The 26,654-nt window shown below is 39.2% G+C and carries 23 protein-coding genes and 1 pseudogene; 11 read left to right on the top strand and 13 right to left on the bottom strand.

The annotated features are described in order from the left end of the window. Positions 1-102 precede the first annotated feature (102 nt). Positions 103-864 carry an AcfC family putative adhesin gene (locus BMW38_RS14150; RefSeq protein WP_092709181.1) on the top strand — a complete coding sequence of 254 codons (762 nt, stop codon included), beginning with the start codon at positions 103-105 and terminating at the stop codon, positions 862-864. A gap of 29 nt (positions 865-893) precedes the next feature. Here BMW38_RS14150 and BMW38_RS14145 read toward each other — a convergent pair whose 3' ends face one another. The 4 genes from BMW38_RS14145 to pncB all read right to left on the bottom strand — a co-directional run bounded on the left by BMW38_RS14145 (position 894) and on the right by pncB (position 5,602). Continuing rightward, entirely contained in the window at positions 894-2,114 is a 1,221-nt protein-coding gene (locus BMW38_RS14145) for an acetamidase/formamidase family protein (RefSeq protein WP_092709178.1), read from the bottom strand. Between the two features lie 428 nt (positions 2,115-2,542). Beyond that, a complete protein-coding gene (asd, locus tag BMW38_RS14140; RefSeq protein WP_004790127.1) occupies positions 2,543-3,394 on the bottom strand; it encodes an archaetidylserine decarboxylase in 852 nt (283 codons plus the stop codon). Continuing rightward, positions 3,391-4,239: a sulfurtransferase gene (locus BMW38_RS14135; RefSeq protein WP_092709175.1), complete on the bottom strand. Its 849-nt coding sequence runs from the start codon at positions 4,237-4,239 to the stop codon at positions 3,391-3,393. The genes asd and BMW38_RS14135 overlap by 4 nt, the downstream gene beginning before the upstream one ends. 148 nt (positions 4,240-4,387) lie before the next feature. After that, on the bottom strand, positions 4,388-5,602 hold the full coding sequence (gene pncB, locus BMW38_RS14130) for a nicotinate phosphoribosyltransferase (protein WP_092709172.1): 1,215 nt from the start codon (positions 5,600-5,602) through the stop codon (positions 4,388-4,390). Positions 5,603-5,770: 168 nt separating this feature from the next. Here pncB and dtd point away from each other — a divergent pair, with 168 nt between their 5' ends. Continuing rightward, complete coding sequence (gene dtd / locus BMW38_RS14125) at positions 5,771-6,214, top strand: D-aminoacyl-tRNA deacylase (protein ID WP_003654183.1); 444 nt, start codon at positions 5,771-5,773, stop codon at positions 6,212-6,214. A gap of 44 nt (positions 6,215-6,258) precedes the next feature. On the opposite strand, the gene BMW38_RS14120 is transcribed toward dtd, so the two are convergent. The 3 genes from BMW38_RS14120 to serB form a co-directional block, all read right to left on the bottom strand. Further along, a complete protein-coding gene (locus BMW38_RS14120) occupies positions 6,259-6,738 on the bottom strand; it encodes a hypothetical protein (RefSeq protein WP_035366362.1) in 480 nt (159 codons plus the stop codon). Positions 6,739-6,989: 251 nt separating this feature from the next. Beyond that, positions 6,990-7,325 carry a ciprofloxacin tolerance protein AciT gene (aciT, locus tag BMW38_RS14115; RefSeq protein WP_002119105.1) on the bottom strand — a complete coding sequence of 112 codons (336 nt, stop codon included), beginning with the start codon at positions 7,323-7,325 and terminating at the stop codon, positions 6,990-6,992. Between the two features lie 409 nt (positions 7,326-7,734). Next, on the bottom strand, positions 7,735-8,958 hold the full coding sequence (gene serB / locus BMW38_RS14105) for a phosphoserine phosphatase SerB (RefSeq protein WP_005037920.1): 1,224 nt from the start codon (positions 8,956-8,958) through the stop codon (positions 7,735-7,737). A 59-nt stretch (positions 8,959-9,017) separates the two neighbouring features. On the opposite strand from serB, the gene BMW38_RS14100 reads away from it, so the two are divergent. The 8 genes from BMW38_RS14100 (at position 9,018) to glmS (ending at position 17,279) form a co-directional block, all read left to right on the top strand. Further along, a complete protein-coding gene (locus tag BMW38_RS14100; protein WP_092709166.1) occupies positions 9,018-10,325 on the top strand; it encodes a hypothetical protein in 1,308 nt (435 codons plus the stop codon). A 239-nt stretch (positions 10,326-10,564) separates the two neighbouring features. After that, positions 10,565-11,686 carry a bifunctional 3,4-dihydroxy-2-butanone-4-phosphate synthase/GTP cyclohydrolase II gene (ribBA, locus tag BMW38_RS14095; protein ID WP_003654193.1) on the top strand — a complete coding sequence of 374 codons (1,122 nt, stop codon included), beginning with the start codon at positions 10,565-10,567 and terminating at the stop codon, positions 11,684-11,686. 11 nt (positions 11,687-11,697) lie between these two features. Then, complete coding sequence (gene ribE / locus BMW38_RS14090; protein ID WP_002119264.1) at positions 11,698-12,168, top strand: 6,7-dimethyl-8-ribityllumazine synthase; 471 nt, start codon at positions 11,698-11,700, stop codon at positions 12,166-12,168. Between the two features lie 3 nt (positions 12,169-12,171). Beyond that, positions 12,172-12,621 carry a transcription antitermination factor NusB gene (nusB, locus tag BMW38_RS14085; protein WP_092709163.1) on the top strand — a complete coding sequence of 150 codons (450 nt, stop codon included), beginning with the start codon at positions 12,172-12,174 and terminating at the stop codon, positions 12,619-12,621. Between the two features lie 16 nt (positions 12,622-12,637). Further along, the gene (thiL, locus tag BMW38_RS14080) at positions 12,638-13,555 is read left to right on the top strand and encodes a thiamine-phosphate kinase (RefSeq protein WP_092709160.1); all 918 of its coding nucleotides are present in this window, start codon (positions 12,638-12,640) and stop codon (positions 13,553-13,555) included. Continuing rightward, on the top strand, positions 13,533-14,048 hold the full coding sequence (locus tag BMW38_RS14075) for a phosphatidylglycerophosphatase A family protein (protein ID WP_005044357.1): 516 nt from the start codon (positions 13,533-13,535) through the stop codon (positions 14,046-14,048). The genes thiL and BMW38_RS14075 overlap by 23 nt, the downstream gene beginning before the upstream one ends. A 15-nt stretch (positions 14,049-14,063) precedes the next feature. Next, positions 14,064-15,428: a bifunctional UDP-N-acetylglucosamine diphosphorylase/glucosamine-1-phosphate N-acetyltransferase GlmU gene (gene glmU, locus BMW38_RS14070; protein WP_092709157.1), complete on the top strand. Its 1,365-nt coding sequence runs from the start codon at positions 14,064-14,066 to the stop codon at positions 15,426-15,428. A 12-nt stretch (positions 15,429-15,440) separates the two neighbouring features. After that, on the top strand, positions 15,441-17,279 hold the full coding sequence (gene glmS / locus BMW38_RS14065) for a glutamine--fructose-6-phosphate transaminase (isomerizing) (protein WP_092709154.1): 1,839 nt from the start codon (positions 15,441-15,443) through the stop codon (positions 17,277-17,279). 220 nt (positions 17,280-17,499) lie between these two features. Here the strand turns inward: glmS and BMW38_RS14060 are convergent. Further along, positions 17,500-17,794 (bottom strand): annotated as a pseudogene (locus BMW38_RS14060) (hypothetical protein). A gap of 961 nt (positions 17,795-18,755) precedes the next feature. Here BMW38_RS14060 and BMW38_RS14055 point away from each other — a divergent pair. After that, a complete protein-coding gene (locus tag BMW38_RS14055; RefSeq protein ID WP_092709150.1) occupies positions 18,756-19,955 on the top strand; it encodes a hypothetical protein in 1,200 nt (399 codons plus the stop codon). Between the two features lie 55 nt (positions 19,956-20,010). On the opposite strand, the gene murI is transcribed toward BMW38_RS14055, so the two are convergent. The 5 genes from murI to BMW38_RS14030 form a co-directional block, all read right to left on the bottom strand. After that, on the bottom strand, positions 20,011-20,811 hold the full coding sequence (gene murI / locus BMW38_RS14050) for a glutamate racemase (protein ID WP_092709144.1): 801 nt from the start codon (positions 20,809-20,811) through the stop codon (positions 20,011-20,013). Positions 20,812-20,926: 115 nt separating this feature from the next. Further along, positions 20,927-22,753 carry a DUF885 domain-containing protein gene (locus tag BMW38_RS14045; protein WP_092709141.1) on the bottom strand — a complete coding sequence of 609 codons (1,827 nt, stop codon included), beginning with the start codon at positions 22,751-22,753 and terminating at the stop codon, positions 20,927-20,929. A gap of 253 nt (positions 22,754-23,006) precedes the next feature. Further along, the gene (hutG, locus tag BMW38_RS14040; RefSeq protein ID WP_092709138.1) at positions 23,007-23,927 is read right to left on the bottom strand and encodes a formimidoylglutamase; all 921 of its coding nucleotides are present in this window, start codon (positions 23,925-23,927) and stop codon (positions 23,007-23,009) included. Positions 23,928-23,938: 11 nt separating this feature from the next. Next, positions 23,939-25,144 (bottom strand): imidazolonepropionase, encoded by a 1,206-nt coding sequence (gene hutI, locus BMW38_RS14035; protein ID WP_092709135.1) that lies wholly within the window; start codon positions 25,142-25,144, stop codon positions 23,939-23,941. Between the two features lie 51 nt (positions 25,145-25,195). Then, positions 25,196-26,608: an amino acid permease gene (locus BMW38_RS14030; protein ID WP_092709132.1), complete on the bottom strand. Its 1,413-nt coding sequence runs from the start codon at positions 26,606-26,608 to the stop codon at positions 25,196-25,198. Positions 26,609-26,654 lie beyond the last annotated feature (46 nt).

The raw sequence follows: 26,654 nt of genomic DNA, 5'->3' as shown, positions 1-26,654 counted from the left end.
ATATTTTAAAGAAAGGTATTATAAATATCGTTGCAAAAATTAATCCAACTTAAATAATAAAAAATATATGCTGATATTTTCTTAATTACTATAGCTATGAAAATGTTAAAACAATATAAATTTATACCATATCTAATTTCCTTAACTCTCTGTTATATACCGATCAATACTATGGCAGACATTAATATATATGGTCCTGGTGGGCCAGCACCCGCAATGAAAGAAGCCGCCAAACAATTCACCAATAAAACTGGAATAGCTGTCCATGTGACATCTGGTCCTACTTCTCAATGGTCTGACCAAGCTAAATTAGATGCCGATATTATATATAGTGGTTCCGAAGCCATGATGTCTGATTTCGAAAATGCTTTTTCTGCACAAATTATAAAAGACTCGGTGGAACCTTTATATTTACGTCCTGCAGCCATTTTAGTGAGAAAAGGGAATCCTAAAAATATTAAAGGTTTTAAAGACCTAGCTAAATCCAACATTAAGGTTTTAGTTACACATGGCGCAGGTCAAGTCGGTATGTGGGAGGATATTGCGGGTAGAACTGGAAATATTGAGTTAACCAAATCTTTCAGAAAAAATATTGCCACCTATGCAGCCAATACAGGTATTGCCAAGGAAAACTGGGAAGAAAATAGTAGCTACGATGCTTGGTTAGTCTTTAATATTTGGGGAATTAGTAACCCAGATGTTGGACAAATTATACCTATAGAGAAAGAACTAGTTGTCTATCGCGATACAGGTGTTGCTTTAACAAAGCATAGTTTAAAAGATGCTGAAGCTAAACGCTTTGTAGAGTTTTTATCGTCTCAGCAAGGCAATACTATTTTCAAAAAATATGGTTGGACTAAATAATTTAAAAGGGAGCTAAGCTCCCTTTTTTATTATTTACTATCAAACTCTTTAAAATCAGCTTTTCTGATTTTTGCATGGATCCCTTTGGTTTTATCTACAACTTGTGAAACTTCAAAATCAGTTGCAGCACTTAAATACGCATACGCTGTTGCTTCATCAATACCATATTCTTGATTTAAGAAACGAATAGCTTCACGTGTAGATTTTTTCATGGCTTCATCTAAATCTTCATCAAGTCCCGGCGTTATCCAAAACTCAGCATTTTCAGCTAAAGGTTGTTTTAAATCTTTGCCCGGTATTTTGTCTTTACCGGCCTTGAGCAAGGTAAATTTTAGTGTCGCACGTGCTGAAGCTTCTAGTGCAGTTAATGCTACTTCTCCATCCCCTTGAGCAAAATGACTATCACCCGTATAGAATAACGCGCCTTTGACCTGAACAGGATAATAGGCTGTTGAACCTGCGCCTAGTTCATTAATATCAATATTTCCGCCATACATCGCAGGTGGTACAGAGTGAACAGGCTCAGAAGTATTGGCTGCTACACCCATAATTCCCATAAAAGGATACAGCGGGAAACGTATTGATTTACCCGATTCTGTTTTTAATACACCTTCATATTCACCTTTAGCATTTTTTTCAATTGGTGTGAAAATTGAGACATTTCCATAGCGTTCAGGGTGCTCAGCTGATGCATTTTCTTGCTTTGCTTTTTTAGGAAATTCCCCCACTAAAGCACCTTTACCATGCCGATTTGAAATAACACCATAAGGTACACGCGGCTCAACTTTAAGTACTTCAACTTTCAAAATATCACCGGGCTGTGCGCCTTCAATTGCAACGGGACCTGTCACAATATGTGGACCATCTTTATGAAAATCATGCTTTAAATTTGACTGCGTAATTGTTTTTGCATCTTCCAATATTTCATTAGATTTTACACCTTTCGATTGAAAGAACTTTTCAGCATTACGCCCTTGGTCTTCAAGCAAACCTTCATGAGAAACCGTATCAAATGTCACAACACTACCCGACGGAACAGTAAGTACGGGTTTGGCTTCCCGATTCGGTAAATAGCCCCATGTAATGGTATTTAAAGTAGATGGAACGTAATAATTACCTTTATATTCGCCACTTTGAAGTTGAGTAGGCTGTTTTGAAATTTGATTTAAAACTTTAAAATCATTGGCATGGCTGAGTGAAATACAAAGTACAGATAAAACCGAAGCTGTCAGACGTTTAACTTTTAACATGATTTCAGAACCTAAAAAATATGAAAATTACAGTAAGATCCTGAATAGTTAGCAAGCATTGTGCCAAGGCTAAAGGCTGTGCAATATCTAAAAAGCACTTCATATTTATAAAATTAAATAATTTTTTTATATTTAATAACTTATCTTCAAATAAAATTAAAATTACGACTTAAGTCTAACTTAAATATTTCTTTCTATTTTTATTTATTAATTTTCAATCATATTAATATTCTTGCTCTCTTCAGCCACATATGAATAGCCTAGTTCATATAACGTACTAACTTAGATCACTTAATAAAAATTATATTTCCATATAATATAAATATAAACACAGTTATATATTTTACTTTTATATAATTTAAATCAAAAAATAAGTCCTGAATAATTAAATTCAGGGCTTATTTGTATTATACAGGCTATAAAAGTGACTAAACTGTATGTCCCATACGCTCGCCCATTACAACTACAGACTCAGCTTTAAAACGTTGTTCCCATTCGATCTTATCTTTTTCAAATAAAATAACTGCCGTAGAACCTAAATAAAAACGTCCAAGTTCGGCACCTTTTTCCAGCTTCAACTGATGATGCTGTAATTCGATACGACCTGAAGGTTTTACTTTACCTGTTGCCACAGTTTCAATACCTGCAACAATCATTGCACCCACTAACACAACAGCCATACGGCCAAGTTCAGTATCAAACAAACACACCATGCGTTCATTACGGGCAAATAGTCCCGGTACATTTTCAGCAGTCACCTGATTTACCGAAAATAGCTCACCCGGTACATACAAAGTTTCAGTTAATGTACCTGCAAACGGCATATGTACACGGTGGTAATCGCGTGGAGATAGATAGACTGTCGCGAACTCACCTTCTTGAAATGGCTGAGCAAGTTGTGGGTCGCCAATGAGTTTCTCTACAGAGAAGCTTTGGCCTTTTGCTTGAAATACTTCACCCGCTGTAATTTTACCAATCTGAGAAATAGCACCATCAGCAGGTGACACGATGCTATCTGCATTTTCGTCAACCAGACGAACACCATCTTTCAAAGCACGAGTAAAAAAGTCATTAAAAGATTTATATTTTAGTGCGTTGCCTTGTTCAGCAATCGATAAATCAATCCCGTATTTAGTTTTAAATGCATGAATAACAGCAGTTTTCACAACTGGATTTTCACTCGCAGCAACTTTACCAACCACACGGCTCAATTGATGCTGTGGTACAAGGTTTTGTGCCTTAATAAATAATTCTTTTTTTAATCGAGATGTGAAACTCACGACGGTGATTCTCCAGTAATAATAGGACTATCGAGGCGATTGCCCCATTCACTCCACGCACCATCATAGGCTTTTGCTTCCCAGCCCAAGAGTCTAGCCAAAATATAGGCTAAACCGGAACGGTGATGTGACTGGCAGTACACAACTACGGGTTGCTGTAAATCAAACCCTAATTGTTCAAGGCGCTGCCGCGTGCGTTCAAGCGGATGCAATTTTAGATGATTTTGACGATTAAGTGCAGTACTCCATTCAAAATGGAGGGCATTTGGAATGTGACCGCCGCGTCGCGCTGCTAAACGGACACCACTATATTCATCACTCGTTCGGCAATCCCACAATTGAACATTTTCTTGTTCGACTTGGTTTCGTAGTTCTTCATAATTCACTCGGAACTGAGCAGCATGCGATAAATCAATCTGGATTAAATTATCAACCCGAGGAAGTTCTTCAATGTCGGCAGTGGTCGGCAATCCTGCTCCTAACCACGCATGAATACCGCCATTAATTAAACTAGTGCGCGTAAATCCTAAGCAATGCAAATTCCAGATTAAACGCCCAGCCCATGCCCCACCTTCGTCATCATAGACCACCACATGATGATTTGGCGAAATGTTCAGTTTTTCAATCAGTGCTTGTAAACCCGCTTCATCTGGCAAAATACCAGTGGCTTCTTCTTGTTGAGCCACTAACCATTTAGGCTTTAAGTGAATGGCATGAGGGATATGGAGTTGCTCATAAACAGAAGCACGGCTCAAATCTACAATGCGAATATATTCATTGCCTAAATAAGGCACTAATTCTTCTGCTTCTATTAATAAATCGAGTTTAAAATCCGGGAGTGTCATCGTCATGGTTTCTTTTTATACCAGCTTAATTTCATATTAGCATAAGCATATATCTATCAAACTCTGATTTTCTGCTACTCTTTAGCAGAAAATCAGATATCAGCATTCTTACTTTAAAAAATACAAAATAGTGAGACTACTTTTTTACTTAAACGACTTCTTCAAGTTCTTCGATTTCAAAAACCTGACGTAAATAAGCCAAGAAAGTATCATTATCAGTCATGGTTTTACCGGGACTATCAGAAATTTTCGCAACTGACTGACCATTACATTCGACTAGTTTCAACACAATATTGAGCGGCTTTTGGCCCATGTCATTGGTCAAATTAGTTCCAATACCAAAACTGACCTGAAAACGGTCTTTAAAGTATTGATGCAATTCCCATGCTTTTGGCAAATTAAGGCCATCGCTAAAAGTCAGCATTTTGGTTTTAGTATCAATTTTTAATTTACGGTAGTGCGCATAGGCCTTATCACCCCATTCATATGGGTCACCACTGTCATGACGTAAGCCATCAAATAGTTTGGCGAAATACAGATCAAAATCTCGGAGGAAAGCATCCATACCAACAACGTCAGTCAAAGCAATTCCTAAATCTCCACGATATTCTTGAACCCACGTCTCTAAAGCAGCTTTTTGAAAGTCACGCAAACGGACATCAAGTGCCTGAAAAGCCTGTAAAAACTCATGGGCCATGGTGCCAATTGGCGTAATGTTTAACTCTTTAGCAAGTAACACATTACTTGTACCACGGAATACATTTGGCACGGTTTTATGAAAAGCTGCCACAACATGCTTTTGCCATACGAAGCTATAACGGCGACGTGTACCAAAATCAGAGACTAAAAATGGCGGGTCATTCGGTTTTTGAGTTTTTTCATATTGCTGAACCAATTCAAGCTTAGCTTGTAAACGGCGTTCACCCTCAGCCCATACTTCATCGTTTTTAATACGGCTAAAATAAAGTTCATTTACAATTGCCAATACAAAAATTTCAAACATCATGGCTTGGACCATCGGACCTTCAATATGAATATCCAAACGACCTTCCGCATCGATGCTAGCCCGAATAAAGCGTCGCTTCAGTTGAAACAGTTCTAAATAATCAACAAAGTCACTTTTGATAAAGCGTAATTTACGCAAATATTGAAGCTCGTCTTCTTTATATTTAAGACTACATAAATAGTCGAGTTGCTGATTTAAATCATCCAAAATATCTACTAGTGGATAGACAGTATCTTCTAAATTTCTACAGCGGAAATGATAGACACTATGTGTTTGCGGAAACTTATGCAAAACCACCTGTAACATCGTAAATTTGTACAAGTCTGTATCTAGTAAAGAATGGATAATTGGAGACATAGTCAGTGATTATTCGCTTGCTTCTTAGCATTAAAGCATATTTTTATAAATGAATTGCGAGCTTTTAGACCATTGTTGCAGCTCTGTGAAATTTCCTTTTAAAAATCATTTAATTTAATTTCTGCTAAACTACGCCAATTCAATCAATTGCAGAAATTTGCTTTAACTATGCGTGCTTTAATACAACGAGTTCTTGAAGCTAAAGTGGTGGTTGACGGTGAGACTACCGGTGAAATCCAACAAGGCTTATTGGTTTTTTTAGGCATCGGCCGAGATGACACTTTAGCGATTGGCCAAAAGCTTATTGATAAGATTTTGAAATATCGTATCTTTGATGACGAACAGGGCAAAATGGGCTGGAATGTCTCTCAAGCAAATGGTGGAATCCTGCTTGTTTCACAATTTACCCTTATGGCTCAAACCCAAAAAGGTTTACGTCCAGATTTTGGTCCAGCCATGCCGCCAGCAGATGCCAAAGCGTTATATGAACAGCTGGTTGAATATACACATTCACAATTTGAAAAAGTTCAAACCGGCATTTTTGCAGCCGATATGAAAGTTCATTTAATTAATGATGGTCCAGTTACGTTTAACTTGGAAGTCGAAGCGTAGATATAAAAAAACTCCCGAACGGGAGTTTTTTTTATATCTGGCGATTAACGACCAGTTTTCTCTTTAATAAAAGCACGTGCCTGACGTACTTTATCTTTAACTGGTTTTGGCAACTTAGGTGGAATGAGTCTAGCCACTTGGTTAAACCAAACCAATAGGCTGAAGTCACCTTCCATTTTAATGCTGCCGTTTTGCATACCTGTCATAAATGCTGTTGGGTCACCTTTAATCAAAGTTTTTACACCCTGTTCGCTATCTGCAAACTGCAAGATAAAATCAGCTTTTTCAGCTGCACCTGCAACAGTATCGATCTGTCCATTATTAATAATGATCTGACGTGCAACACCTAAATCCGTACCGATCTGAATACGGAAAGCGCGGTCATGAATCAATTCAATAAACTTAGGGCTAGTACGTGCCAATTGCTTCATACGCAGCACTAAACCTGCTACCAATAAATCTAACGGGTCTGTACTGACATCAACGAGAGGTAACTTGACTACAGGTATAGAAGAAAGTTTCATGAACATTCACGCCTATTGTATTTTTATGAAAACTTTAGAGCAAAACTCAACAAGGACATACCATTGCTTGTGTTTTGTGCATCAACTGATAATTTTTAGCTGGCAACGCAATCTAGATGAAACGTCAACAGACGCGTCTATCGTAGCATAACTGGCTATTTTTTAATAAATGCTTTGTATAATAAAAATCACGTTTCGTAAATAAAAAAGGCATGCTGTGCATACCTCTTTACCGTTAGATAACAATTTAATTATCGGCTAGAACATTGCTGCTGATCATCTTCATATACTGGCGTGTGTTCTATATATTGGCGATTTGCCAAAGCCTTTTGTGCCTGTTTATCCTCACGTAACAAAATAAATGTAACCATTACCATCGCTAGACTTAGTGCAGTTAAATAACTATATGTGACTGGCATTTCAAAAGTGACTTGAACTCCAAAACGGACCACTTCCAATAGCCCCCAAAAGAACATCCCTGCAAGCATAAAACCAAGCCAACGACGGTAAGGAGAAAAGAAAACAGCAACAAGCGCGACAGCGATCAAGCTGAATCCGGCGATAGCGGCAAAATTCGCTGTTACCATAGAAACCTCCGTCTTAATGAAAACGTCTAAAAAGATTCGGTCTTAAAAACCCGACCTCATTCCAAAAACAACTTTAATTCATAATTTGTGTTGAAGCTTAGGATGCATTATGGATGTTTTTTTTTAGAAAAAAAGACCCGTTATTTCTTAATGCGACACACTTTGTCGCAACATTCTTTTGTCATTACATTTTTGTAAAATTCAAAAAGTTCGATTCCCTATATGGCATCAATTCTGGCGTGTCATTACAAAAAAATATGCTGTTTTTAAGGACCAAAATAAGTTTTTTTCAGATTTTTTTATTGCCTTTTTTCTGTGCACTATTTGAGCATAACACCCTTGATTTTATAACTATTCTGCATAAAAAAAGCGCTACTCTGAAGTAGCGCTTAAAGCTTAGCCCTATAGGTTAAGCACGGTTTAAATCTTTGTCATGCATGCCCAGCAAATACAGCACACCATCCAAACCAACACTTGAAATGGCCTGATTTGCATTTTGACGAACTAAAGGTTTAGCACGGTAAGCCACACCGAGGCCCGCAATCGCAAGCATAGGTAGATCGTTTGCGCCATCGCCTACCGCCATCGCTTGCTCTAGAGAAATACCCATTTTATTCGCAAGTTCGCGTAATAGCTCAGCTTTACGTGCGCCATCAACAATCGCACCTTTAACCTCACCTGTTACAAAGCCATCTTGCACATCTAAAATGTTGGCATGAACTTCATCAATACCAAGTTTACCTTGTAGATATTCAGCAAAATATTGGAATCCACCAGATAAAATTGCTGTTTTATAGCCGAGCGCCTTCAATGTTGAAATGAGGCGTTCTGCACCTTCAGTAATGGTTAAACGCTCTGCAATTTTAGGTAAAACAGCAGCATCCAGCCCTTTTAATAATGCAACACGAGCACGGAAGCTTTGCTGGAAATCAAGTTCGCCTTGCATCGCTCTTTCAGTAATTTCAGCAACTTGGGCGCCTACCCCTGCTTCAATCGCCAACTCATCAATAACTTCTTGTTCAATTAATGTTGAGTCCATATCAAAACAAACTAAACGACGGTTACGTCGATAAGCGTTGTCTTCTTGAACAGCAACATCAATATTTAATTCGCTTGAAAGACGTAAACATGCTGCACGCATGGCTTGTGCGTCTAAAGTTGGACCACTACTTAAACCAAACTGTACACATGCACGACGTGGAAATGCGCTATCCTTTTCAAAGTCGACACGGCCTGATAATCGGGTAACAGTTTCAATGTTAAAGCCTTGGCTAGACACAATTTGTGTAACTGCTTGTAAGTGGGCAGCAGTGAGTTCAGGTGCCAAAGCCGTGACGATATAACGAGTACGACCGCCTTCACCTACCCATTGATCGTATTCTGCGCCTGTGATTGGTTTAAAGCGCACTGTTAAGCCAATATCATGTGCTAAAATCAGAATTTCTTTCATTGCCAATGCGGTCGCAGTTTCATTATCTGACGCGACTACAATGCCCAATGTGAGTTGATTATGAATAACAGCCTGACCTACATCCAGTATTTGCAATGAATGTACGGATAGTACTTGCATTAATCGGGTAAACTGGTTTGGTTGGTCTGGTCCTAAAAAGGATATAAGAATGATTTCTCGCATGAATTGACTCTAGTCTGAGTGACAACTATTGTAAGAATCATAATCGAATTTCAATATAATTGCCTTGGAAGTTTAACTTGATTGCGCCTAGACAAGGGCTATTTGCTAGCCTACTGATCGTTAGTTTTGCATTGCATACCTTTTTATTGGTGATTGCAACGACACACCAGCTCAATGAAAACCGTGCGAGTCAAGGTCAGCTCATGACCAGTCAGCTCGTTGCAGACAGCTTATCCGAGCTAGAACCGGCAAATACGGTATCTTTAGCTCTGATTGCCAATCGCTATGCGACCAATCCAAGCGTTGCGTCTATTCGCATTCTTGACGCCAACAAACAAGTGCTGGCAACGAGCGGAATTTCGAAAACTCGCCAAGGTGAGATTTTTGCTCGCGATGCGCTGCAAAATGAAAAGAAAGTGGGTTCTATTGAGATTACGCTTATTCAGCCAAGTATTGGGGAAATTCTCCGCACTCAATGGCTGGCAATCTTAGCTTCTCTGTTTTTGCATGTTTTATTATGGCTTGCCTATCGCGCCATTGCTCGTCCGACCCGTAGCGAATATTTGGCACGCATTAATGAAGAGAACCGCTTGAAACATGAAATTCAGCAGTTAACTCAAGCATTGGCTCTAGAAAAACAAAATACAGTAACGTTAGTTGCTCAAGCTCAACAGCAAGCGAAAGGTAAACCAGCGGTTCGTCCTCAGCCTGAGAAAACTACAGATTCAGCTGACCAACATATGTTGGCACTCAATATTCAGTTTTATGATCCTAAACAGTTATTAAGCAGTGTTAACCAGTCAGTATCTGTCCCGTACTTTAAACTCTGTCAGCTCTTTTTAAACAAGAGTATTGAGTTGTGCGTTAAGCATTACCAGTTAAAGTTAGCGGACATTGAAGTCGTCAATGAATTTAATGCTGACGGCGCTACACTTGCGATTTCAACCTCGCATAGTCACGCTGTAGAGTGTCTGCTTATGGTTGGAACCGTATTCCAGTTGCTCTCTGACGTTTTATATAAACGTTACCGCGAAGATAAACGCTTTGCTTTGCAAACGCGTAGTGCAACTTGTAATGCTGTAGAAGCTATGCAAATTGATGCGAAAGAAGCTGCTCAACGTTTAGCACAGCATCTCCATGCGAAAGAATCTGCTTTATATCTTGAGAATGATCAACTCAAGGCAATTCAAGACAGCTATCAACTTGTTGCGATGCCGAACCCAAGTAATGTCATGACTCGCCATGCCTTTATGATCAATGGCATGAATGCAGAATGTGCTGAACTTGCTCAAAATATCCGCACTGAAATTTTGATGGGGAAAAAATCAATCCCACAAAATGATAGTCCAAGCAGTGCAGCTTCATAAAAAATAACCGCGCATATTGGAACCTAGCCTTTTGGCTAGGTTTTTTTATTTAAATTCATCGTTTTTATTTTAAATTATTCCATTTTCTTATGATTTATTTGTATAAATAAAGCTGGATCTATTCTATCTCGTTGCAAAGTTGGATAAATCAGAATCATAGGCAAAATTCTCTAAACAGCGTAAACTATGCAAAATTTATTAAATAGAAATTGTCTTACGACAAAAAAAGGTGAAAGCGAATGCCGCTGAGTCGTGTTGAAGATCTTGTCGCCGATATTCGTGCAGGCAAAATGGTTATCTTGATGGATGACGAAGATCGCGAAAATGAAGGTGATCTTGTCATTGCAGCAACGCATGTTCGTCCTGAAGATATTAACTTCATGATTACCCATGCACGTGGTCTAGTTTGCCTAACGTTAAGCCGTGAGCGCTGTAAGCAGTTAAACCTTCCGTTGATGGTTGACCAAAACGGTGCTCAGCATAGTACAAACTTTACACTATCAATCGAAGCAGCTGAAGGTATTACAACTGGTATTTCAGCAGCAGAGCGTGCACATACAATTCAAGCTGCTGTCGCAGCGCATGCAAAGCCAAGTGATATTGTACAACCGGGCCATATTTTCCCATTAATGGCACAACCAGGCGGTGTTCTACATCGTGCGGGTCATACTGAAGCGGGCTGTGATTTAACACGCTTAGCAGGTCTTGAACCGGCTTCTGTCATTTGTGAAATCATCAATGAAGATGGCACAATGGCGCGCCGTGCAGATTTAGAAATTTTTGCCGAGAAGCATGGCTTAAAAATTGGTACAATTGCGGACTTGATTCATTACCGCATGACCAATGAGCAAACAGTTGAACGTCTGGATCAAAAAACCATTCAAACAGAATATGGTTCATTTGAACTCTATCGTTATCGTGAGATTGGTAACCCAGACATCCATTTGGCTTTAGTCAAAGGCGAGCCAAAAGAAGGTGTTACAACAGTACGTGTACATGGTTTCAGTCCAATTCGCGATTTGCTTAAGCTAAATAAGGCTGATGGTGAACCTGCGTGGAATCTAGACCGTGCACTACAGACAATTGCAGCGAGTGATCGCGGTGTTTTAGTCTGGATCGGGCAAGATCATTTGCAAGACTTGGGACCAGCGTTGGATGATTTAAATAAGCCAAAACCGGTGAAATCCAATGCAGCTCTTTCACATCAATATCAAACCATTGGTGTAGGCGCTCAAATTTTGCGTGACTTAGGTGTTGAAAAAATGAAGCTTCTTAGCTCACCATTACGTTTCAATGCTTTATCTGGCTTTAATTTAGAAGTAGTGGAATATGTCACTGCTGATCAAATCACAACGAAATAATCGAGGTTGCTATGGCAATTCGCCGTATTGAAGGTTTATTACATCTCGCAAGCGAAGGTCGTTATGCGATTTTAGTGGGTCGTTTCAACAGTTTTGTTGTTGAACACTTATTGGATGGTGCAATCGACACATTAAAACGTCATGGTGTAAATGAAGATAACATTACTGTTATTCATGCTCCTGGCGCATGGGAACTCCCGATTGTTGCTAAAAAATTAGCTACATCAAACCAGTTTGATGCAATCATCGCACTTGGCGCAGTTATTCGTGGTAGCACACCACACTTTGACTTCGTTGCTGGTGAATGTGCAAAAGGTTTAGGTGTAGTCGCGTTAGAAAGCAGCTTGCCTGTCATCAATGGTGTATTAACTACTGATAGCATCGAGCAAGCCATCGAACGTTCAGGTACAAAAGCAGGTAATAAAGGTAGCGAAGCTGCTTTAACTGCAATTGAAATGGTTAATTTATTAAAGGCAATTTAAAGCATGTCTCAAACACTGCAAGCCGCTTATGCAGCAAAACGCAAAGCACGTCGTTTTGCTGTACAAGGTATTTATGAGTGGCAAATGAGTCACAATCCTGTACATGAAATTGAAGCACGTACACGTGCTGAAAATGCGATGCACAAGGTAGACTTAAACTACTATCACGAACTATTAACGCAAGTGATTGCACAGCGCGAAGATCTTGATGCACTGTTAATTCCGGTACTTGACCGTGAACTTGATGCACTTGATGGTGTAGAGCTCGCAACCTTACGTTTAGGTGCTTATGAGTTACGTGATCATTTAGAAGTACCTTATCGTGTAGTTCTTGATGAAGCCATTGAACTCGCCAAACACTTTGGTGGAGCAGATAGCCATAAATACATTAATGGCGTTTTAGATCGTTTAAGTTCAACACTACGTAGTGCTGAAAAACAACAAGCAAACTAATAGGTTTGAAGTTGATATGGCTGAGTTTTCTATTATTGACCAATACTTTAACAGACAATCTTATACAGATGTCACCTTAGGTATTGGAGATGACTCAGCCTTAATCACCCCTCCAAGAAACCAACAATTGGTGATCTGTGCAGATACGCTAGTTGCTGGTCGTCACTTCCCTCTTGATACCTCTCCCCATGCAATTGGCTGGAAAAGTGTGGCTGTCAATCTTTCAGATATTGCTGCCATGGGTGCTAAACCTCATAGTATTTTACTTGCGTTAAGCTTACCTACCATTGACCATGAATGGCTTGAAGGATTCAGTCAGGGAATCTATGACTGCTGTAATAAATTTGGTGTTGCTCTCATTGGTGGAGATACGACCCAAGGTCCACATCTCACCATTACCGTCACGGCCATGGGCTGGATTGAAACCGGACAAGCTGTGTTACGTTCAGGTGCAAAAGTGGGTGACTATGTTTGTGTGAGTGGTCAAGTTGGAGATGCAGCCTATGGTTTACAACACCTAGGTCATCCCTTACAACAACGACTAGACTACCCAACACCACGTTGTCAGCTTGGACAACAGTTGAAAGGTCTTGCTTCTAGCATGATTGATATTTCTGATGGATTAGCCCAAGATTTAGGCCATATTTTAAAAGCTTCAAAGGTCGGTGCTCGATTACTTTTAGAAAAGTTACCGATTGATTCAACGCTAGAAAAACTACCAGAACAGCAGCGCTGGCAATATGCGCTAGCTGGTGGTGATGACTACGAATTATGTTTTACAATAACACCGCAAAATTATGAAAAACTTTTGCAAAAACAACTAGACATTAAGATTACAATGATCGGACAGATCGTTGAGCAAACACAACTAACTTTTGAGCATTTGGGTTCAGATTACCCATTGCAAATTCATGGATACCAACACTTTGCATAAGCCGCCGATTCATTTTAAAGACATGTCTTGGTTCAACCGCTGCATCGTTTTCTGTGGAGTTGGTTTCGGATCTGGTCTCGCACCTAAAGCCCCTGGTACTTTTGGCTCTGCCTTTGCCCTACTCTTCGTTCCGATCTGGTTATCGCTTGGATTTAACTTAAGCTTAATCGCGATGATTATCATGTCCTTGGTCGGGATTTATATCTGTGGTCAAACTGCAAAAGTCATAAATGTACACGATGATGGTCGAATTGTGTGGGATGAATTTGCAGGGCAATCTATTACCTTTCTTCCTCTCATTTACTTACAACAAATGAACTGGATGTGGGTGATCGTCGGCTTCATATTATTTCGAATTTTCGATGTTTGGAAACCTTGGCCTATCCGTGTTATTGATCGTCAAGTGCATGGTGGTTTTGGTATTATGCTTGACGATATTATTGCCGGTGTATGGGCTGCTCTTTGTACACTAATTATTATCCATTTGACTTAATCATTAGAGTTATACATGTCAACTACCGTCATTATTCTTGCTGCTGGCAAAGGAACGCGTATGCGTTCTCAGCTTCCTAAAGTATTACAACCTTTAGCTGGTCGCCCACTATTAGGGCATGTCATTCAAACAGCAAAACAATTACAAGCTAAAAATATTATTACGATTTATGGTCATGGTGGTGACCGCGTACAACAAACATTTGCCCAAGAAAACATTGAGTGGGTTGAACAAGCTGAACAACTTGGTACAGGTCATGCAGTACAAATGACTTTACCCGTACTTCCTAAAGAGGGTGTTTCACTGATTTTATCAGGCGATGTGCCATGTATTAATGCAAATACGCTACAAAAATTATTAGATGCATCGACCCAGACAGGAATTGGCTTAGTTACGCTCACTTTAGATGATGCTACAGGTTATGGCCGCATTGTGCGTCAAGATGGCAAAATTCAGGCCATTGTTGAACATAAAGATGCAAACGAAGCACAACGCCAAATTAAAGAATTCAATACAGGCATTTACTGTGTTAGCAACGTAAAACTTCATGAGTGGTTGCCTAAACTTTCAAATGAAAATGCACAGGGCGAATATTACTTAACTGACATCGTTGCAATGGCAATTGCAGATGGTTTAGAAGTTGCCTCTGTTGAACCAGAACTTGCTTTTGAAGTTGAAGGTGTTAATGACCGCTTACAACTTGCCGCTTTAGAACGCCAGTTCCAACAAGAACAAGTCAAAAAGCTAATGCAGCAAGGTGTAATGTTCTTTGATCCTGCACGTTTTGATTTACGCGGCTCTGTAAAAGTTGGACAAGACGTTCGTATTGACATCAATGTTATTATTGAAGGTGAATGTGAGCTTGGTGATTTTGTAGAAATCGGCGCTGGCTGTATTTTAAAGAACACCAAAATTGCAGCAGGCACTAAAGTTCAAGCCTATAGCGTTTTTGATGGCGCAGTTGTAGGCGAAAATGCTCAAATTGGACCATTTGCACGCTTACGCCCAGGGGCTAAATTGGCAAATGAAGTGCATATCGGCAACTTTGTTGAAGTTAAAAACACATCGATTGGATTAGGTAGTAAAGCTAACCATTTCACTTATTTAGGTGATGCCGAAATCGGTGCTGAATCAAATATTGGGGCAGGAACAATTACCTGCAATTATGACGGTGCAAATAAACACAAAACCACTATTGGCGATGCCGTTTTTATCGGTTCTAATAGCTCGCTGGTTGCTCCGGTGACCATTGGGAATGGCGCAACAGTTGGTGCGGGTTCTGTGATTACGAAAGATGTAGCCGAACAAAGTCTCTCCTTTGAACGTGCGCAACAAATTTCAAAAGCAAATTATCAACGTCCCCAAAAGGTTAAAAAATAAGAGGATTGAAGTATGTGTGGTATCGTCGGAGGCGTTGCAGAGCGTTGTGTAACCGAGATTTTAATTGAAGGTTTAAAACGTCTTGAATACCGTGGTTATGATTCTGCGGGTGTTGCTTTACTAAATAATCAACAAATTTTACGTGAGCGTCGTGTAGGTAAAGTCATCAATCTTGCAGATGCAGTTGCTGAACACCAACTTACAGGGGCTATCGGCATTGCGCATACACGTTGGGCGACCCATGGTAAGCCAACTGAAAACAATGCTCACCCGCATATGTCTGGTAAGGTTGCTGTTGTACATAACGGTATCATTGAGAACTATCAAGAGTTAAAAGACGACCTACAAGCGTTAGGTTATGTTTTTACTTCTCAAACAGATACTGAAGTTGTTGCACACTTAGTTGCTGAAGCCCTAAAAAGCACAGATAGCCTTTTAGATGCTGTTGAAACTGTTGTACCTCAGCTTAAAGGTGCTTACGCGCTAGGTATTATCCACAGCGATTATCCAGATGAACTCATTACTGTACGAGAAGGTTCACCTTTAGTGATTGGCGTAGGTATTGGTGAAAACTTTATCAGTTCAGACCAACTTGCACTTTTACCTGTGACTAACCGCTTTATGTACCTAGAAGAAGGTGATATTGCGCGTCTTACACGTACTTCAATTGAAGTATTTGCAAATGGCGAACGCGTTGAACGTCCAGTGAGAGAGCTTGATGCAACCGTAAGTAGTGCATCAAAAGGTGAATACAAACACTACATGCTCAAAGAAATTTATGAGCAGCCAGAAGCAATCAAGCAAACGATTTCTCAAGCACTTGATGGTAATAGTTTACGTGATGATTTCTTGAAAAATGCTGAAGCAGATTTCAATAAAATTCAAAGCGTACAAATCATCGCTTGTGGTACAAGTTACCACTCAGGAATGATTGCGAAATATTGGTTTGAACAACTGATTGGTGTGCCTTGCCAAGTTGAAATCGCGAGTGAATTCCGCTATCGCACACCTGTGATTGTTGAAAATACACTTTATATTTGCATTTCACAGTCAGGTGAAACAGCCGATACTTTAGCTGCACTACGTGAAACTCAAAAACGTGCGAAAGCAAACAATATCGATATTCAGACTTTAACCATCTGTAACGTTGCAACGTCTTCAATGGTTCGTGAAACTGATCATCACTTATTGACTCTTGCTGGTCCTGAAATTGGTGTTGCTTCAACTAAAGCGTTTACGACTCAGCTTGCTGCGCTTATGTTGTTGATCTTGAAAATTGGTCAAGTGAAACAACGTATTAGCCCTGCTCTGCTTGAAGAAATTACGCGTGAGTTATGGCATAGCCCGAAAGTTATTCTTGATACCCTCAAAAATGACCCAGAAATTTTGCGTTTGTCTGAATTATTCGTTGAAAAAAATCACTGCTTATTCTTAGGCCGTGGTACGAATTATCCAATCGCATTGGAAGGCGCGTTAAAACTGAAAGAAATTTCGTATATTCATGCAGAAGGCTATGCGGCTGGCGAGTTAAAACACGGTCCATTGGCACTTGTTGATAATGAAATGCCGATCGTTATTCTTGCTCCAAATGACGAAATGCTTGATAAGCTAAAATCAAATATGGAAGAAGTTCAGGCACGTGGTGGTGAATTATTCGTTTTCGCTGATGAAAATAGCGGAGTGAATGAAAAAGACCGTCAACACGTTGTACATATTCCAGCAGTAAACGAATGGCTAGCTCCAATTGTTTATAGCGTACCAGTTCAGTTGTTGTCTTATCACGTTGCTGTATTACGTGGTACAGATGTCGACCAGCCACGTAACTTGGCGAAGTCAGTAACTGTAGAGTAATTCAAAAAATATCATTATTAAGGCATCACCTGCTTTAATAATTGATTGATTAAGCCCGATATGTATTCAGCATATCGGGCTTTTTTATTGCATTCATATCGCTGCACAGCCCCTTTCCCGTGAAAGAAAATAGAGAACACTCCCCTAGGACTCTGTGCCACAACGGACTTTTGCGCTGATTTAAAGTTTGAGAGATCATTGCGACACAGAGATAAAGGAGCTAAACGAACTTAGCCCATTTCATCTTTGTCGCAGCGTTGAATGCTGCTGAACAAGTTAGGGGCAAAGTCCTGTGGGAGATCAGGACTTTGCAAACTGGTGTGCTTTAAACGTTGAACGGTTTGAGGCGAATACACCTGTGCAAGCTGTTGGCAAATACAATCGCAACTGGCTTGCATGTGTTCACCTGACAAGCAAATTCTTTTAAATTCCTGCTGAGCATTGGCGTCATCATTTGTAATACCGTAAGCACCAACCACAAGGTTTAAAAACAATATAAATTTATGAAATTTCATATTATTCTCATGATTATTTATATCTTTAAATAAAATAAAAATATTATTCGTTAAATATTAAAATAATTTTTTTAAATAATAATTAATCCTCCCCAAAACACAGGAAAATAAAATAATTAAAATTTTAAAATAAAAATAATTTATAAATTTAAAAAATCAGGTCGCAGAAAACCCAAATTTTAAATAAATAAAATAGTTAAATGAGAGAGAAAATGAGTTTGAATAATGGCATGGCCAACTCCTTAAAAAATGGAGTCCTACCACCAAATCACCGCGAATTAATTTATGGTGGTAGAACGAAAGAGGGTTGACAGACTAGACTTAGCGACCAGCACGCGCGAACGCGTCCCCCTTCCGCCCTACCATAGAGAAAAAGGGGGCACAAAGGTTCCACATGGGAAATACTAAGGAAGTATAACCCATTTGCTAAGTACGGTCTGTCAAAACCGTCTGGCAATGTAGGCCAGCAACGAGATAATAATCGGTGATTTTAATTTCGTCAATTTATTTTAATGAAAAAGTTTAAATATAATAATTTTATTAATGTTTAAATAATATTATTCTATTTTTTATATTCATGACTTTTAATTAAATTTAAAATATAAACCTGGGTTATATATATTTAGTTAATAAAATAGATTAATCATTAAGTAATTTAAAAATATATTGTTCTCAAAACAACCATAACTTTGATAACTCATCTATTAAAAAGCCTGATATGTCTTTGAAATACATATTGGAATTTTTTATTGCGTTCATAAAGCTCTAAAACATAGTAGCTCCCTTTTATTAAGGTATTCTAATAAATATAGATAATTCAATATGTTATATACAAAAACCAACAAAAACACTTGGATTTATACATGAAAAGTTATGGTATAAATCACGCTTCGAAATTTGCCTAATAACTATAAATTTCGACTATTACAAAACACTTTCTAATTATAAGGAGCAACTTATCATGGCTAACGGATTCCCAACTGGAAACTTTAGAATCGTTAACAAAGAAACAGGTGCGTGTATTTCAAGTTTGTACGGTGGTCAAACCGATGGTGTACACACGGTATCTAGACGTGGTGAAACGGGTCATTTTGCATATTCTCATACAAATGACCGAAAATTTACGGTACATGACAAGGTTAAAAACATAGACGAAGAGCTTTGGTATTTTGACAGCCACGAATATCGCAGTGGGCGAGAGAATAAGCTATTCAACAAAGTTAAAGATATCCGTTCTAGTTGGGTACTCGGTGCTTACGTTAAAACAAAAGTGATTGGATGGAAACTGAAAGACAAAGACCTAGAACATTTTGTTAGTCTTTTACCCAAGCAAGATGAAGAAACACTAGCCCACTTAAAAACGAATGCATGTCTTGATATTGTTCGCTTATTAGAGACATTTATTGATATTAACGGTGAAGAAACCATTAAATCGGAGCTTGTTGGTAAACTCGATGAGACTAAGTTGAATGACTTTTTAAATCCAGTCCTCGCACATGAGTCAATTCGTAGCATTGAGCGAAAATTCTATGAGCTTGCTTCCTCTCCTTGGCTACGTTTAAATATTCCTGGTTTTGAAGGTATTCCTGAACTTGATGAACAACTCTATAAGATCATTTTTGCTTCTGTGCAATTAGATGTTTTGGATCAAAAAGATTGGCAATCAGATTCCGTGTTCCGCTTGTATCTACGCAATTACGATATCAATGAACTTCTAAAAAAAATTAAAAAAGAGAGCCTTGAGGAACTACAAGAAAAAGCATGGACAGAACTTCAAGATGTAGAAGACCCTCAAAAAGAAGCCGTAAAAATTATTCTAGAGCTTAGAAAAACTCTAGATTTACATATTGATGAGAAAAATATGAATACTGCCCAAAAGGTTTTACAGACAGCTTTAAAGTCAAATGAGTCTTTTGAACAACTCAAAGCAGCATTAGAGAGTACGAATAATAAAGAGTTACAAACAGTTAATAAGCATAGTGGCGATATTTTCTTGCAAGGAGCGGGTCGTCAGTACCAGACTAGTTGGGCATTTAAAGATGGTTATATCTTTGTAGAAGGCCAACCAGATGCTGTACTAACGCATCTCTGGGGTTCATCTGTAGGTATTAGTCAACGATCTAATGACCCAAGACAGCGCTGGGAACTTAAAAGAGCTTAATTTGAGCTAGTACAAAGATGGTAAGAGAAAATCCTCTTACCATCTTTTCTAGAGCTTATTTTTCTACAGCTTTTACTGGTAAATGTTTACCTAACAAAGAAAAAGTAACATCCGCAACTTCCAACGGGTCTGAACTGGTCCAAATAATATGATTCCCCTCATTTGGACTTTCAGAACTTAAACTGTAGTGATTGAGCTGCCGAATTAATTGCGCTGTTACAGCTTCCGAAGGCTCAATAATTTGAATATTAGAGCCTACAATTTCTTGAATCGTATTTGTGACAAATGGATAGTGTGTGCATCCTAAAATAATCGTATCGACTTTTTGCTCGACCAACGGCGCCAAAATATTTTTTAAATAATCTTTAACTTCCGCTGTATGCGCCTTGCCAGTTTCAATTTTTTCGGCCAGACCAATACACGGAACTAAAGACACTTTAATATCTTGCGCATACGTTTCAATCAAACTTTTTAAGTTTTTGCCCTTAACCGTGGTTGCAGTTGCCAAAACAGCAATATGCTTGCTTTGTGTGATTGCCACAGCAGGTTTTACGGCTGGTTCTATTGCAATCAGTGGCACATTAATTTGCGCTCTAATCGTTTCAATCGCTACAGCCGTCATGGTGTTACAAGCAATCACGATCGCTTTGCATTTGCCATGATCCACTAAATTTGAAATTAAATGCGTGGTTCTTGAAACAATCCAGTCACTTTCTTTGTCTCCATACGGGACATATTTCGAGTCAGCAAAGTAAATAATATCTTCATTCGGAAGGGCCTGCCGAATGTGCTTAAAGAGAGACAGCCCACCTAAACCAGAATCAATCATTCCAATCGGGTTATTCTTCTGGTTCATTATTTTTCCAACTTAAAATTCTAAAAGAAACTATATTTTTCATTATTATATTCTGTTTTCTATCGGTTTTTAAATCAGGCCCAACGAGGACCTGACCTAAATTTCGAATTTTGTTTTAAGCTGCCGCTTTTTGTTCCTTAATCCAATTTTTAATACGTGCATCCAATATATTTAAAGGCAAGGTTCCTGCATTTAAGATCATGTCATGGAATGCTTTTATATCAAAACGATCTCCAAGCTCATGTTTCGCGAGCTCTCGTAGCTCTAAAATTTTTAGTTGGCCCATCTTGTATGCCAATGCTTGTGCAGGAATAGCAATATAGCGATCTGTCTCTGCCTGAATGTCAGGTTCATCTAAAGCAGAATGTTCTCGCATAAAATCAATCATTTGCTGGCGTGTCCATTTCTTATAATGCACACCTGTATCGACCACTAGCCGACAAGCACGGAACAACTCACTCGATAGTCTTCCATAGTCTGAAAGCGGGTCTTTATAAAAACCAACATCTTTACCCAATTGCTCTGCATAAAGTGCCCATCCTTCAATATAAGCGGTGTGATTGGGCTGCTTTCGGAACATTGGCAAATTTGGCAGGTTTTGGGCAATATCAATCTGCATATGATGCCCCGGAATTGCCTCATGGTAAGCAGTCGCTTCCATTGATATTTTTGAACGTTCAGAGAAGTCCCCTGTATTCACATACACTTGTCCAGGTCGTGAACCATCAGGTGTTCCTTGATGATATTCGGCGCCTGCTGCTTCTTTTTCTCGATATTGCTCTACAGGTAAAACTTCGACTTTATTTTTTGGTAATAGACCAAATAGCTTCGGCAGCTCTGGTTGCATTTGGGCAATATATCCCCGATAAATTTCTAAAATTTCTTCACGAGATTTGGGGAAAACAGCTGGATTTATTTTTAAGGATTGTTGGAAACTTTTTAAATCGTTGAAACCTTGTGCTTTTGCAATTTTAAGCATTTCCGCCTCTATACGAGCAACTTCTTTTAATCCGAGCTGATGAATATTTTCAGGGCTTTCTGACGTGGTTGTATTATTTTCTACATAAAAGCGATAGAGCTCATCACCTTTTGGCAAGCTCCATATACCCTCGTGTTGTCGTCCATAAGGTAAGTACTCTTTCTGAATAAATGTCTCTAGTTTTTGATAAGCGGGACGAACATTCTGGTCTATGGCCTGTAGCATTTCACGGCTTAAACGCTCTTGTTCTGCTTTCGAAATGTTATTTGGAAATTGCTTTAATGGAGAAGCAAAAACACTGTCCTTCCCTGCGGGAGTTGCAATGCTATCAATCTGCTTTGCTACCTTCTCAAGTAAATACTTCGGTGGCATCAATCCATCTTTTTGTCCTTGTTTCGCTAACTGAACACCTTGATCAAGAATAAGAGGGATTTGTTTTAAACGAGCAATATAGTCTTGATATTGCTCAGTATTATTAAATGGAATCGAACTAATAAATCCCGGAAATTGTAAATGTAGTCCCCACATTTGATTGAAAGGCATCTCATACAATTTCAAATCATAACTTTTAAGTGACTCTTTCAACTGATAAATCATTAAATCTTTATTTAATTGATCAGTTGCTGAAAACCCTGTGCTATTAATCGCTTCAAAACGTTTTAAAAAATTTTGAGTGCTTTTTTTATCTTTCTCGATCTGATTTTTTGAAAACTCGGTCCATCGATCGTTGTAGCGTAAATCGCCTAAAGTCGTTGCAGTTTCAGGGTTATTTTTCAAAGTATATTCCCACTGTTCTTGTAAAAGCTGGTTTAAAACTTTCACCCGAACAGAGACATCACTGTTTTGTTTAGATTGTGATTTTTCGATGGTATTTGTATTAATTTCGGGGGTTGCAGCATCAGAAGAATGAGACATCCAAAATAAAACACTGATACAAGCAAAATGTAAGGTTCTGTTTTTCATTTAATTATCCAGAAATATTTAACGAAGTTTAAAATATAGACAAAACAAATTACGTGCCAAGCAGCATATAAAATGGTGTAAAAATCGAGTATTTTTTTAACTAAATGATTTTATAAATTAATTTTCTTTTTAATTAAATTATTTATAGTTGCTATCTATATTCTCTATCTGACTTTAATTTACCAGAAAGTCAAAAAAAGAGCACATGAGCGATCTCAGTGCACTTTTTCATTTCTACATTAAAAATTCTTTCTCAAGAAAACAAATATTGATAAACAATATAGGCAGCCAATTTTGCAGTTCTGTTGTCTAAGTCAAACTTTGGATTGCACTCTGCAATATCTAAAAGTTTGATTTTGCCAGTCTCTTGAATATGCTTAAAAATTGCTTCAAAAGTCGCTAAATCAATTCCTTTTACAGCAGGTGCACTCACCCCAGGTGCTACTGCAGCAGCAAATACATCTAGATCAATCGTAACGTACAAACAGTCCACTTTCTCAATAAAAGCATCAACCGCCGCAAGTACGTTGTTCAGGTTAAAAACATTAACCTCATGATCACGTAAATATGAGCAATTTAGAGCATCGGCTGTATCAAACAAAACTTTAGTATTGGCATGGTTGGCGACCCCAATACATAAATAATTAAATTGTTTTTGATATTGTTCTGAAAGTCGAGCTGCCTGTAAGAAAGGTGTTCCAGATGTCGCCTGCTCTGCTTCACGCAAATCAAAATGGGCATCGAAGTTAATAATACCTATTTTTTGTTCAGGCGCATGTGCTTGTACATATTGGAACAGACCGCTAAAGCTACCAAATGCAACCTCATGTCCACCGCCCAATACAATCGGCTTTAAACCATTTTGCAGGCTGTTTGCAACTTGTTCAGCCAACTCACTTTGTGCTTGCTCTAAATTCTCATATTCACAAGTCACTGTACCCAAATCGACAATACTGACTGGACGATGAATAGGTAAATTAGCAAGCTGGTTACGGATTGCATCTGGCGCATCAGCAGCACCGACTCGACCTTTGTTACGTTTCACGCCTTCATCAGAGCTAAAACCAATCAGCGCAAATTCGGCATGTTGGGTTTTATTCATAATATGATGAATGCGTTGGTGTGCTTCACCTTCGCCATCATGGCGGCCTTGCCATTTAAATGTGTGATTCATGGTGATACCGTTTAAAAAATAACTTCTTGTCCATGCTGAATTACTCGCTTAGGCAAATCTCCGCCAAGCCAGTAAACAATTTCAGATGGATGTTCAATATCCCAAGCCACAAAGTCAGCGACTTTACCCTGCTCCAAACTGCCATGCGTTTGCTCTAAACCGAGTGCTTGTGCAGCATGAATGGTGACACCCGCTAATGCTTGCTCAGGTGTAAGACGGAATAACGTGCTGCCCATATTCAGCATTAAACGTAAAGAAAGTGCCGGAGATGTACCCGGGTTTAAATCACTCGACAGTGCAATACGCACGCCATGCTTAATAAGGCTTTCAATTGGCGGATATTGTGTTTCACGCAGCAAATAAAAAGCACCCGGCAATAACACAGCAACCGTACCCGACTCTGCCATGGCTTTAACATCATCTTCGGTCATGTACTCTAAATGGTCGGCTGACAAAGCATGATAACGTGCTGCCAAGCTTGAACCACCTAGCGATGAAAGCTGTTCAGCGTGAAGCTTAACTGGTAGACCCAATGATTGTGCCGTTTTAAAAACACGTTCGACCTGAGCAGGTGAAAATGCTAAATGCTCACAGAAAGCATCAACCGCATCGACTAAACCTTCAGCATGCAGTTTAGGCAGCATTTCTGTACAGATATGCTCGATATAAGCATCACTTTGATCTTTGTATTCTGGCGGTAAAGCATGCGCGGCTAAACAAGTGCTTTTTACCGTCATCGGTAAAGCTTCACCAATTTGACGGATCACGCGCAACATTTTGCGTTCATTTTCGTAGTTAAGTCCGTAACCAGACTTAATCTCGATGGTGGTTACACCGTCTTGTTGCATACAGCGAATGCGCTTAAGTGCCGAATTTAATAATTGTTCTTCGCTTGCTTCACGCGTTGCACGCACTGTACTTGCAATGCCACCACCGCTTGCTGCAATCTCAGCATAGCTCACACCTTGCAAGCGTTTTTCAAACTCAACACTACGGTTGCCACCAAATACACTATGCGTATGGCAGTCAATAAACCCTGGGGTTACCCAAGCGCCTTTTAAATCAACTGTTTCGGAATATGTGTCGGTAGGAAGTTGTTGTTGTTTTCCAATCCACTGAATGAGATGCCCTTCTGTGACAATTGCAGCATCTTCAATGTAGGAGTATTGCCCATTTTGCATGGTCGCAATGTGGCAATTTTGCCAAAGTTTTTTCATGAGCCTTTCCTCAAAACTGCCCAATAGTTAAACCATTGGGCAGTTCATTTGTTAGCTTTCTATCTCAACATTTTGCTGGATAGGATTACTTTCCTTTCCCAAGTTTTGCTGTGGTTTTACCCATATGCGATAAGCAAGAGTGAGGAGAGCAAGCCATGTTATACCTACATAAATTGCAGGACGTGAATCAGGGAAATAACCCATCATGACTAAAATGAACACCATAAAACCAATCGCAAACGCAGGTGCATATGGCCAACCCCATACAGGGAAATCAAGTGCTTTAATTTCAGCAGTAGATAATTTACGGCGCATCGCAACTTGCGAAAGCAAAATCATGAGCCAAACCCATACAGTTGCAAAAGTTGCAATTGACGCAATGATCATGAACACATTTTCAGGAATCAGGTAGTTCAGCACCACACCAATTAACAGCACACCAGCCATGACCACAACGGTCATCCATGGCACACCATTACGCGATAACTTTTGGAATATGCGAGGTGCTTGCCCACGGTTTGCCATACCATAAAGCATACGGCCTGCGCCAAACACATCACTATTAATTGCCGAAATCGCAGCGGTCACCACCACAATATTTAAAATATTTGCTGCTGATTTAATGCCTAAATTTTCAAAAATTTGGACAAATGGACTACCTTGGCTACCAATTTGGTTCCATGGGAAAATCGACATCAAAACAAAAATGGTAAGTACATAAAAAAGTAAAATACGAACCGGAACTGCATTAATTGCTTTTGGCAAAGTCGTTTTCGGATCTTGAGACTCGCCTGCGGTTAAACCAATAATCTCAATACCACCAAAAGCAAATACCACTACAGATAAACATGCAACCAAGCCAGCAATGCCATTCGGCATAAAGCCATCATAAACCCATAGGTTCGAAATGCCTGGCACGATATTGCTATGATCAGCGTGGAAGCCATAGAACATAAGGCCTAAACCGCCTACAATCATGGCAACAATGGCAGTAACTTTGATAATAGACAACCAAAATTCGAGTTCACCGAAGACTTTAACGTGAATTAAGTTAATGGCACCCAAGAACATAATTAACGATAAAATCCAGATCCACCTTGGTACATCGGGATACCAGAATCCCATATAAATACCAAAAGCAGTGACATCAGCAAGTGCAACAATCACCATTTCAAAAACATAAGTCCAACCTGTGGTAAAACCAGCTAGTGGACTAATGTATTGTGATGCATAGTGGCTAAATGAACCGGATACTGGGTTATGGACAGCCATTTCACCCAGTGCGCGCATAACAATATAAATTGCAATCCCTGCAACAATATACGCTAATAATACTGAAGGCCCCGCCATTTTAATGGCAGTTGCCGAACCATAGAAAAGCCCAGTTCCAATTGCTGAGCCCAATGCCAAGAACCGAATATGGCGGGTGTTCAAACCCCGCTGTAGTGTGGAGTTTTGTGACATTATAATCTCCAATCCTTGAGGATATTTAGTTAGATTCGGCCACTCC

Origin of the sequence: Acinetobacter sp. yr461 (assembly GCF_900110445.1) — a bacterium.
Classification (GTDB): domain Bacteria; phylum Pseudomonadota; class Gammaproteobacteria; order Pseudomonadales; family Moraxellaceae; genus Acinetobacter; species Acinetobacter calcoaceticus.
This window is presented reverse-complemented; position numbering and strand designations above follow the sequence as displayed.